7 protein-coding genes and 1 pseudogene are annotated in these 11,140 nt (G+C 69.2%); 7 read left to right on the plus strand and 1 reads right to left on the minus strand.

Annotated features, from left to right (window positions below):
- The 4 genes from ACRDPS_RS07105 to uvrB all read left to right on the plus strand — a co-directional run.
- The coding region (locus tag ACRDPS_RS07105) for a sulfotransferase family protein (protein ID WP_431500924.1) at positions 1-895 on the plus strand (895 nt) is incomplete at its 5' end.
- A 46-nt stretch (positions 896-941) separates the two neighbouring features.
- Positions 942-2,327 carry a hypothetical protein gene (locus ACRDPS_RS07110; protein WP_431500925.1) on the plus strand — a complete coding sequence of 462 codons (1,386 nt, stop codon included), beginning with the start codon at positions 942-944 and terminating at the stop codon, positions 2,325-2,327.
- 100 nt (positions 2,328-2,427) lie between these two features.
- Positions 2,428-4,044, plus strand: a complete 1,617-nt coding sequence (locus tag ACRDPS_RS07115; RefSeq protein ID WP_431500926.1) for an ArnT family glycosyltransferase — start codon at positions 2,428-2,430, stop codon at positions 4,042-4,044.
- Positions 4,045-4,053: 9 nt separating this feature from the next.
- The gene (gene uvrB, locus ACRDPS_RS07120; protein WP_431500927.1) at positions 4,054-6,180 is read left to right on the plus strand and encodes an excinuclease ABC subunit UvrB; all 2,127 of its coding nucleotides are present in this window, start codon (positions 4,054-4,056) and stop codon (positions 6,178-6,180) included.
- Between the two features lie 174 nt (positions 6,181-6,354).
- On the opposite strand, the gene ACRDPS_RS07125 is transcribed toward uvrB, so the two are convergent.
- Complete coding sequence (locus ACRDPS_RS07125; RefSeq protein ID WP_431500928.1) at positions 6,355-7,548, minus strand: macrolide family glycosyltransferase; 1,194 nt, start codon at positions 7,546-7,548, stop codon at positions 6,355-6,357.
- 145 nt (positions 7,549-7,693) lie between these two features.
- Here ACRDPS_RS07125 and ACRDPS_RS07130 point away from each other — a divergent pair, with 145 nt between their 5' ends.
- The 3 genes and pseudogenes from ACRDPS_RS07130 to ACRDPS_RS07140 all read left to right on the plus strand — a co-directional run.
- Positions 7,694-9,325: an ArnT family glycosyltransferase gene (locus ACRDPS_RS07130; RefSeq protein ID WP_431500929.1), complete on the plus strand. Its 1,632-nt coding sequence runs from the start codon at positions 7,694-7,696 to the stop codon at positions 9,323-9,325.
- A 9-nt stretch (positions 9,326-9,334) separates the two neighbouring features.
- Complete coding sequence (locus ACRDPS_RS07135; RefSeq protein ID WP_431500930.1) at positions 9,335-10,672, plus strand: MFS transporter; 1,338 nt, start codon at positions 9,335-9,337, stop codon at positions 10,670-10,672.
- Between the two features lie 97 nt (positions 10,673-10,769).
- A pseudogene (locus tag ACRDPS_RS07140) lies at positions 10,770-11,140 on the plus strand (ArnT family glycosyltransferase); the annotation flags it as partial.

Genomic DNA, 11,140 nt, shown 5'->3' on the forward strand with positions numbered 1-11,140 from the left:
GCATCGAGACGTACGCATCGAGCGCCCGATCTTCGTCACCGGACTCGTCCGTACCGGCACGACGGCACTGCACCGCCTGCTCGCCGCGGACCCGGCGCACCAGGGCCTGGAGACCTGGCTGACCGAGTTCCCGCAGCCCCGGCCGCCGCGCGAGACCTGGGAGCAGGATCCGGTCTTCGTCGCGATCCAGAACGCCTATCAGCAGCACCACGTGAGCAACCCCGAGTTCATGGGGATCCACTACATGGACGCCACCAGCGTCGAGGAGTGCTGGCGGCTGCTGCGCCAGGCCGGGAAGTCGATCTCGTTCGAGTCGCTGGCCAACGTCCCGCGCTACTCGGCGTGGCTGGCCAAGCAGGACTGGCGCGATGCGTACGAGGCCCATCGCCGCAGCCTCCAGCTGATCGGGCTCAACGACCAGGACCGGCGCTGGGTGCTCAAGAACCCGTCCCACCTGGTCGCGCTCGACGCGCTGATGGAGGTCTATCCGGACGCGCTCGTGGTGGTCACCCACCGCGACCCGGTGGTCGCGGTCGCCTCGGGCTGCTCGCTGTCCGCGGAGGCGACCGCGGGGATGTCGAGCACGTTCGTGGGGGAGACCATCGGGGCCACCCAGCTGGAGATGCTCTCCCGCACGTGGCGTGCCTTCGGCGAGGCCCGCGGCAGATACGACCAGGCCCAGTTCATCGACGTCGACTACCGCGGGTTCGTCAAGGACCCGGTCGGCACCGTCGAGGGGATCTACGACCAGTTCGGGCTCGACTGGAGCCCAGCCGCGCGGGCGGAGGTGGCCCGCATCGACGCCGAGTCCCGCTCCGGCAGCGCCCGGCCCAAGCACGACTACAGCCTTGCCGACTACGGGCTCACCGAGGACGAGGTTCGCGCGGCGTTCTGATTCTCTTGGCCGGGGCTTCACCGATGTGGCACTAGCCTCCGGGGACGTGCCTGATCCCCTCGACGAGACCATCGCACCGCTGCGCCCGCCGCGCGCGATCCTGGCGGGGCTGCTGCTGATCGCCGTCTTCGTGCTCTCGCTGAGCGCGTACGTCGCCGTCGCCGGCGATCTCGAGTTCCACCACCACGACGAGGGCCCCAACACGGCGTACGCCCTCGAGCTCTACCGCGGGAACCTGCCGACGGTGAACACGGAGATGCGGTTCGACGCCACGGAGCATCCGCGGCTGGCGGGGGAGCTGGCCGACGTGCCGACCCCGGCGCACCACGACATCTGGACCGCCAACCACCCGCCGCTCTACTACGCGCTCTGCGTTCCCGTCCTCGCCCTGGCCGATGCCCTGGCCGATGCGCTGGATGATGCCCTGGTCGCAGAGCAGGTGATGCTCGTCGGGATGCGGCTGGTCAACGCGCTCGGGATGGCGCTGGGCGTGCTCCTGGTCGGGCTGATCGCCTTCGAGCTGATGCCCCGTCGGCCGGCGGTCGCGCTGCTGGCCACCGCGGTCGCCGCCTCGTGCGGACGGTTCGCGTACGCCGGGGGACACATCCAGAACGACGGCGTCGCCGCGGCCGCCGCGTCGCTGACCGTCCTCGCGACCCTGCGGATCCTCCGGCTCGGGCTCACCGGTCGGCGGCTGGCGCTGCTCACCGCCGCCGGCGCCGCGGCGGCCGCGGCGAAGATCCCCGGGGTGGCGACCGTCGCGTTGTGTGGTGCGGCCCTGTTCCTCGGGCTCCTCCTCCGGGATCGCTCGCCCGCCGGGCTGCTTCGTGCCGTGGGTGCGGCCGCGGTCGCAACCGGTGTTCCGGCGTTGGCGATCGGCTGGTTCTACGTACGCAACCTGCTGATCTACGGCGACCTGACCGCGAGCGGGGTGAACCGGGAGAAGTTCCCGCGTGACCTCCGCGGGACCTGGTGGGAGATGGCGTCGGACCTGGACATGTGGCACCTGTGGTTCGCCCGGCCGTGGTCGCACATCGGCGGCGCCCACTCGGGCTGGGGCGAGGCTTTCGTGGACGCCCTCTCGGTTGCCGCCGTAGCCGGACTCGTAGTGCTCGCGGTGCGCTGGGCGAAGCGGCCCTCCCGTCCCACGGGCCCGGTCGTGCTCGCGTGGGGGCTGCTGGTGACGTACGGCCTGACGCTTCTCTACAACCTGCCCGGATTCGCCGCGGCCGGCGGCGGCTACCACGAGCGCTACCTGCTGTCCCTGCTTCCGCTGGTGGCCACCGTGCTCGCGGCAGGCCTCCTCGGACTCGGCGACCTGGTCCGGGTCGGCCCCCCGGAGCGGCGCCACCGCGTCGTCGTCGCGGTGGCGACACCTGTCCTGCTGTGCGCAGGACTGCTGTTCTTCCTCGTACCGGTCATCGGTCGCTAGCGCGGCGGGTCCAACAGATGTCCCGAGAGAAGTGCTCTAACCTTCGACGCGAGCTCGCGGTGGTGCGGCTCTCGATGATGTCCAACCCATGGGAGCTGCGATGAGTCACACCGCTGCGGTCCTGGCCTCCGAGCAGACGGACGCGCCCGCCAGGCCATCGGCCAGGCTGGTGGCGGTCCTCGCGCTGCTGGGCGCCTTCGCGGCCTCGATGAGCTTGTACTTCGCGACGACGCAGGCGATGTCCTACCACGCGCGTGACGAGGGCCCGAACGCGTCGTACGCCATCCAGCTCTCCGAAGGCCACCTGCCCACCATCGACACACCGGTGGCACAGGACATGGAGCGCTACCCGCAGATCACCCGCGGCGCGAACCGCGAGGAGCTCGACCGCCATCGGTTGATCTGGACCGCCAACCACCCACCGCTCTACTACCTGCTGGGCGTGCCGTCGGTTGCCCTCGCCGATGCGCTGGACATGCCGCAGGTGCTCACCGCCGGGATGCGCATCGTGAGCGCTCTCGCGTACGGAGCCCTGGTCTTCCTGGTCGGCCTCATCGCCTTCGAGGTCACACCCAGGCGACCCGCTGCCGCGATGCTGGCCACGGCGATCACCGCATCGCCCGCGGTGCTGGCGGTCTCGGCCGGCTACATCATGAACGACAGTCTCGCGGTGGCGGCGTCGTCGCTGACGGTGCTCGCGACGCTGCGCATCCTCCGGCTCGGCGTGACCCGCAACCGGATGATCGTCATGGCGGTGGCCGGGACCCTCGCCGCCGCGACGAAGGCGCCCGGCGTGATCACGGTGATCATGTGCGGTGCGGCACTCGGCGTCACGCTGCTGCTGCGGGACCGTACGCGGAAGGGTTTCCTGCGGGCGACGTGGCTGACGGGCATCGTGACCGGAGTGCCAGGGCTGGCGATCGGCTGGTTCTACGTACGCAACATGGTGCTCTACGGAGACCCGACGGCGAGCTCGGCGCTCCTGGAGCGTTACGACCGGGTGCAGGTGGACACCTGGCTCGAGGTGATGACCGCGCCCCGCTTCTGGCACGGCTGGTACGACCACCTCTGGGTGCCCTTCCAGCTGCGCGGCACCGGGCTGCACTGGGTGATCGACACCTTCACGCTCGTCGCCCTGCTGGGGTTGGTCCTGGGCGTCTTCGCCCGCCTGCGCGACCACGGCCGGGAGCACGGTCTCGTCGTCAGGGCACCCCGCGCCCCGTCGGTCGCGACGATCGGCCTGCTGGTGCTGATCGCGCACGCGTTCGTGATCGTCGTCAACCTGGCTCAGTTCCGGTCCGGTGGCGGCAACGCGCACGAGCGCTATCTCATGACGATCATGCCGCTCGTGGCGATCGTGCTCTCGTTGGGCCTGCTGGCGATCGTCGACGCGTTGCCGTGGGGCGAGATCCGTCGGCGCGAGGAGATCGCGGCCGCCCTGATCTCGGCGTTCCTCGTGGGGATGGCGGTCAACACCTTCTCCGTCTCGATGCGTGCGCAGATCCGGCTCGGCACGGACATGATGCTTCCCGAGATCAGGCCGGTGCCGTACGTCGTCCTCGGCATCGGGGCGACCTGCGCGTTGGTGGCTGTGGTGCTGCCGCTGGTCTGGCGGCCTCGGGGTGATGCTCCGGAGACGGCGGACCCGGGCGACATACGCCTCGTGGAACCTCGGCGGAGCGGCAGCGCACGCGAAAGTGTCGGTGGTCCCGCGTAGCCTGGATGTATGCGTCCAGTCACCGATCTCGAGCGTCGTGTCGCACCGTTCCAGGTGATCTCCGAATATAAGCCCTCGGGCGACCAACCGGCGGCGATCGCGGAGATCACCAAGCGGATCCAGGACGGCGTCAAGGACGTCGTCCTGCTCGGCGCGACCGGCACCGGCAAGACGGCCACCGTCGCCTGGACGGCCGAGAAGCTGCAGCGCCCGGTGCTGGTGCTGCAGCCCAACAAGACCCTCGCCGCCCAGTTCGCCAACGAGCTGCGCCAGCTCTTCCCGGACAACGCGGTCGAATACTTCGTCTCCTACTACGACTACTACCAGCCCGAGGCGTACGTCCCCCAGACCGACACCTACATCGAGAAGGACTCCTCGATCAACGAGGAGGTCGAGCGGTTGCGCCACTCGGCGACCAACTCGCTGCTGACCAGGCGAGATGTCATCGTCGTCTCGACCGTGTCCTGCATCTACGGTCTCGGCACCCCGCAGGAGTACGTCGACAGGATGCTCCGGCTGCGTGTGGGGGAGGAGCGCGACCGTGACTCGATCCTGCGGCAGCTGGTGGAGATCCAGTACACCCGCAACGACCTGAGCTTCACCCGTGGCACGTTCCGGGTGCGTGGCGACACCCTGGAGATCTTTCCGGTCTATGAGGAGCACGCGGTCCGAATCGAGTTCTTCGGTGACGAGATCGAGCGGCTGATGACGCTGCACGCGGTCACCGGCGAGGTGCTCACCGAGGACCAGGAGCTCTACATCTTCCCGGCGACCCACTATGTCGCCGGCCCCGAGCGCATGGAGCGCGCGATCGGCGGCATCGAGGACGAGCTCGACAAGCAGCTGAGCACCTTCGAGAAGCAGGGCAAGATGCTCGAGGCGCAGCGGCTGCGGATGCGTACGAACTACGACGTCGAGATGATGCGCCAGGTCGGGTCCTGCTCCGGGATCGAGAACTACTCGATGCACATCGACGGCCGCTTGCCCGGTTCGGCGCCCAACTGTCTGCTCGACTACTTCCCCGAGGACTTCGTCCTCGTCGTCGACGAGTCTCACGTCGCGGTCCCGCAGGTCGGCGGGATGTATGAGGGCGACATGTCCCGCAAGCGCAACCTGGTCGAGCACGGGTTCCGGTTGCCCAGCGCCCAGGACAACCGGCCGCTGAAGTGGGAGGAGTTCCTGGAGCGGATCGGCCAGACGATCTATCTCTCCGCGACCCCGGGCAACTACGAGCTCGACAAGGTCGGCGGAGACACCGTCGAGCAGATCATCCGCCCGACCGGCCTGATCGACCCCGAGGTGGTCATCAAGCAGACCAAGGGCCAGATCGACGACCTCATCGGCGAGATCAACGACCGCGTCGCCAAGAACGAGCGCGTCCTGGTCACCACGCTGACCAAGAAGATGTCCGAGGACCTCACCGACTACCTCCTCGACGCCGGCATCCGCACCCGTTATCTCCACTCCGAGGTCGACACCCTCAAGCGGATCGAGCTCCTTCGCGACCTGCGCCTGGGGGAGTACGACGTCCTGGTCGGCATCAACCTGCTCCGTGAGGGACTCGACCTTCCGGAGGTGTCCCTGGTCTCGATCCTGGACGCCGACAAGGAGGGCTTCCTGCGCTCGGACAAGTCGCTGATCCAGACGATTGGCCGCGCCGCCCGAAACGTCTCCGGCCAGGTGCACATGTACGCCGACAAGATCACGCCCTCCATGGAGTCGGCCATCGAGGAGACCAACCGCCGACGCGCGATCCAGATCGCCTACAACGAGGCCAACGGTGTCGACCCGCAGCCGCTGCGCAAGAAGATCGCCGACATCACCGAGATGCTCGCCCGCGAGGACGAGTCCACCCAGGAGCTGCTCAACACCTGGGCCGGCACCGAGGCGAAGGGTCGGGCGGGCAAGACCTCGGCCAAGGCACCCACCCCGATGCTCGGAGAGGCCGCTCGCGAGGCCCGCGAACGCGGCCTCGTCGGTCTGCCGTCCTCTGATCTCGCCCAGCTCATCGGCGACCTCACCGAGCAGATGAAGGGCGCTGCCGCCGAGCTCCAGTTCGAGGTCGCCGCCCGGCTCCGTGACGAGATCTCCGATCTCAAAAAAGAACTCCGCCAGATGATGGAAGCCACGAAGTGAGGAGGGAGCCGGCGTAAGCCCCCATCGCGCCGAAGGCGCCATCTTGGTTTACGCCGGTTCCCGACGAACGAGGGGCGTGCGCGAGCGAAGCGAGCGCTGGCGACGACCTGCCGTTCGCGACACCCTACGAAGAGCGGGGCTCCTGTCGTTCCGCGACACCTCCCGACGAACGACCTAGGCGAGCATGCCCTCGATCAAGTCAGCCGCTCGCCGAGTCCCACCCTCGGCAAGCGCATCAGCACGCAGCTGAGCCGACCGCACGGCACGGTCGGAGTCATCGAGCAGCCCCATCAGCGCCGTACGCAGCGCAGCGGCGGTGACGTCCTCGGCATCGATCCGCCGAGCGACCCCGAGCTCGACCAGCCGGTCGGCGTTCATGAACTGGTCGACCGCCTGCGGGACCGCGACCATCGGGACGCCGGCCATCAGGCCTTCGCTGCTCCCGCCCATCCCGGCGTGGGTGACGAATGCGTCCGCCTGGGCCAGGACGGCACGCTGCGGCAACCACCGGTGCACCTCTACGTTGTCGGGGAGGTCGCCGAGGTCGGCCGGGTCGATCCGGGTGCCGATCGACATCACCAGGCGCCAGCCGGGGAGGGTCGCGTATGCCTCGACGCAGGCGCGGAAGAAGTCCACGTCGCCGGTGTAGGCCGACCCGAGCGAGACCAGCAGGATGTGCTCCGCGTCGGCGCGACGGCCCCAGGTCTCGTCGGCGTCGAGAGCGAAGCACGGTCCGACGAAGGTGACGACGTCCTCGTCGACACGGTCCGCGAAGGGCTGCATCGCGCGAGGGATCAGCGCGAGTGCCCGCTCCGGCGCCCCGGCGAACGTCTCGGGGTCACGGGTGGTGGCATGCGCCTCGCCGAGCCAGGCAGTGAACCGCGTCAGGTAGTCGTCGTAGCCCGGCAGCTGCCGGACCTGGGCGCCGATCTCCTCGGCGTAACCCTTCCAGGCGACGTACGTCGGTGAGAGCTGCACGAACGGGCGCTGCTGCTCCTCGGCCAGCGCCCGGGCGGCGTAGCCGCCGATGTCGTAGAGGTAGAGGTCTGCCGGCTCGGCGTCGTAGAACGAGCGCAGGTGCGGCAGCACCTGGATCGCGTCGTCGAGGAAGACACCCATCCCGGCGACCGGATCCTCGGGCCACTGCCGGTCCTCGACGGGCAGGACCGTGGGGACCGGAACCAGCTCGGCACCCGTGGGCGCGATCGCCTCGGCCATGGACTCGTGGGTGGCGTACGTGACCCGGTGACCGCGTGCGACCAGCTCCCTGATCAGCTCGAGGCTCGGCAGGATGTGGCTGATCGCGGGGGAGGCGACCATGGCGATGTGATGCGGCCGTGAACCGCGGCGCGGCGATGAGGTAGTCATGTCACCGCCCGACGCTACTTGTTCGAACCGGTCCGGCTCGACCGAGTTTCCTCCCACCCGCGGGCAACCTTCTTGTCGCGCGCAATTCACCTGCCATGACCCGTGACCGGATGATCCGGCCAGAATCGCTGATTACGATCGTGATGTGTCTTCGTCCAGGGTTCCGTTGTCTCAGTCGACGATCTGCGTACTGCTGCTCGGTGTGCTCGGCTTCATGATGAGCGCCCAGGTGGCGATCGCGATGCCTGCCCTCTTCAAGGCCGACGAGCGAGCGCATGCGGCGTACGCGGTGGCGCTGTCCCAGGGGACGCTGCCGACGATCGACACCGACATCCCGGACGACCCGGCGCGCTATCCCCAGCTCGCCGAGAGCCTGTTCGGCGCCGATGAGGCGCACCGTGACATCTGGGTCGCCAACCACCCGCCCCTCTTCTACGCGATGAGCCTGCCGCTGGTGTGGCTCGGTGACGCGGTCGGGTCGCCGGGCCTGACACTGCTCGGGATGCGCCTGCTCAACGCCCTCGGTTTCGCCCTGACCACCATCATGGTCGGCCTGCTCGCACGCGAGCTGGTGCCGCGACGCCCGGTGGTGCCCGTGATCGCCGCGGCGATGTGCCTCGGCTGCGGCGCGATGACCTTCGTGGGCGGCGGGATCTACAACGACGGCTGGTCCTCTGCGGCAGCGTTCCTGACGCTCTACCTCGGTTTCCGGATGATCCGCCAGGGAGTCACTCGTGAGCGACTCATCGCCGCGGCCGCGGTCGGTGTCGCGGCTGCCGGGTTCCGCTCGACGGGCCTGGTGGCGGTCCTCTTCCTGGGGGCCTGCGTGCTGGCCGCCATGTGGCTGCGGGAGCCGGCGCTGCGTACGTTCCTGCGGGGGACGTTCTGGCGTGCGGTCGGGATCGCCGCCTGCATCGGCATGGCGCCGGTGGTCGTGTTCGGCTGGTTCTACGTCCGCAACATCCAGATCTACGGCGACCCGACCGCGTCGAGCTCGCTGTTCGAGAAGTTCGGGCGCGAGCCCAACGGCACCACGCTGTTCCAGCTGGTCAACCCGGAGTTCTACGGCCACCTGCTCGGCAGTCTGTGGACCGACGGCAACATCGCCAACACCTGGAGCCAGGCGGCCGTGGTCGTGCTGACCCTCACGGTGGCCGGTCTCGCGCTGGATGCGGCCGCGAAGGCCAACCCACGCCGCAGAGGGGTCCTCCAGCGCATCGACCTCGCTCCGCAGAGCGCGACGGCGCACCGTCAGGACCTGGCGATCTGGGCGCTTCTGGCCGCTTACTGCCTGCTGATCCTGGTCAACGTGGCGGGCTTCATCGCCGGAGGAGGCTGGATCCATGCACGCTATGCGGTGCCGTTCCTGCCGTTCCTGGCCGCAGGGGCCGGGATCGCAGCGTTGCGCCTGGGCCGCGTCTTTCCCTTCCGGACCATCTCGACGAGCTCGCTACAGAGCTCCACGACCGCTGTCGACGAGGCCCGTGATCTGCGTATCGGCCTGGGTGTCTCGCTGGCGTTCCTGGTGGTCGGTCTGGTGTGCCATCTCGACACCGAGCAGTACGTCGACGGCCCGGTCAGCAGCACGTTCGCGCTGGTCGCGCTGGTGGCGGCCGACCTGGTGATGTTCGCGGTCGCGGCGTACGTCGCCACCGAGCTGCGCCGGCGGATGCGGCCGGGCGTCTTCGACGCGGTCCCCACCCTCTCCGAGCCTGTGACCGAGATCGCCCGTCCCCATGCGCGGACCGGCGCCTCGCCGGCCCGGCAGACACCGTAGCCTCTCTATGTGAGTCAGCAACCGTCCGCAAGCTCGTCCTCCGACGGGGGTTTCGACAAGCTCGACCACCAGTCGGCTCGAGCATGGCTCGTGTGGGGCATCGCCCTCGCGGTCTACGGCCTGGCGGTCTTCCATCGCAGCAGTCTCGCGGTCGCTGGCCTGATCGCCACCGAGCGTTTCGGCATCGGCGCCAGCCAGCTGGCGACGTTCGTCATGCTCCAGCTGCTCGTCTACGCGTTCATGCAGGTGCCGGTCGGGCTGCTGGTGGACCGGTTCGGGTCGCGTACGGTCCTCTCCGCCGGCGCCCTGATCCTGGCTCTGGCCCAGGCCGGCTTCGCGCTCGCCGACTCCTACCCGCTGGCGCTGCTGGCACGTACCTTCGTGGGGATGGGCGACGCGATGACGTTCATCTGCGTGCTGCGGCTGGTGCCGTCGTGGTTCCCGGCCCGCAAGGTGCCGCTGGTCAGCCAGCTGACCGGCACCGTCGGCCAGATCGGCGCGATCGCGGCCGCGGTCCCGATGACCTGGGCGCTCGGCCAGCTGGGCTGGACCCGCGCCTACCTGACCGCGGCGTTGCTCGGCCCGGTGCTGCTCGTGCTCCTGCGGCTCTTCGTCCATGACGGACCCGGCGACCGGCACCGACGCGGGACCTCCCTCAAGCCGAGCGAGCTCGGCCGCAGCCTGAAGGCGTCCTGGTATCAGCCAGGGACGCGCCTGGGCTTCTGGATCCACTTCTCCACCCCGTTCAGCTCCCACCTGATGGGACTGCTGTGGGGGTTCCCGTTCCTGGTCACCTCGGAGGGGCTCTCCGACACCCTCGCGGGCTCGTTGCTCTCGGTCACTGTCGTCGCCGCGCTGGTCGCGGGCCCGGTGATGGGGATCATCTCCGGACGCCATCCGTGGCACCGCTCGACGGCGGCGCTGACCATGATCGCCGCTCTGGCCTCGGTCTGGACGCTCGTGCTCGCCTGGCCGGGGGAGGCGCCGCTGCCGGTCCTGCTGCTCCTGATGTGCGTGGTCGGCATCGGCGGACCTGCCTCGATGATCGGCTTCGACGTCGGCCGCACCAGCAACCCGCCGGCCCGGATGGCCAGCGCCAGCGGAATCATCAACCAGGGTGGCTTCGTGGCCGCGCTGCTGGTGATCGTGCTGGTCGGGTGGATCCTCGACTGGCGTACGCCGGGGGAGTCGACCTCCTACACACCCGAGGCGTTCCGGTGGGCGATGTCGGTGCAGTACCTGTTCTGGGGCGTCGGAGTGGTGCAGATCTGGCGTCACCGGCGCGACGTACGGCGGCGTACGACCCGGGAGCAGGTCGCGTCCGGGTCATCGATGGTCACCGACTGACGGGGCCGGCCGGGCGAGCGGAGTTTTCGCCGACTCGTCACCTGGCCGCAAACCGCGGCGCCCGCTGAGGGGCATCGGGGCCCTCTAGCTTGTCGAGGTGCCTACGCCCACGCGCTCGCTTTCCCAGGTGACCGCATGCCTGCTCCTGATGGGTGTGCTCGGCTTCGCGATGAGTGCGCAGTACGCGGTCGGGATGCCGCCGTTGCTGAAGGCCGACGAGAAGCAGCACGCGGCGTACGCCATCGTTCTCTCCCAAGGCGTCCTGCCCACGATCGACACGAACACCCCGGCCGATCCGGTGCGCTACCCGCAGTTCGCCGAGGCGCTCTTCGGGCTCGACGAGCCACGCCGCGACATCTGGGTCGCCAACCACCCGCCCCTGTTCTACGTGATGAGCCTGCCGCTGGTCTGGCTCGGCGACGCGGTCGGCAGCGTCGGGGTCACGCTCCTCGGCATGCGGCTGCTCAA

This window comes from Nocardioides sp., assembly GCF_050699375.1.
Taxonomy (GTDB): domain Bacteria; phylum Actinomycetota; class Actinomycetes; order Propionibacteriales; family Nocardioidaceae; genus Nocardioides.

What these genes read in the sequence shown, in the direction of transcription:
- uvrB (WP_431500927.1), top strand. Translation starts at nt 4,054, where the DNA reads ATGCGTCCAGTCACCGATCTCGAGCGTCGTGTCGCACCGTTCCAGGTG.
- ACRDPS_RS07125 (WP_431500928.1), bottom strand. Translation starts at nt 7,548, where the DNA reads ATGACTACCTCATCGCCGCGCCGCGGTTCACGGCCGCATCACATCGCC.
- ACRDPS_RS07115 (WP_431500926.1), top strand. Translation starts at nt 2,428, where the DNA reads ATGAGTCACACCGCTGCGGTCCTGGCCTCCGAGCAGACGGACGCGCCC.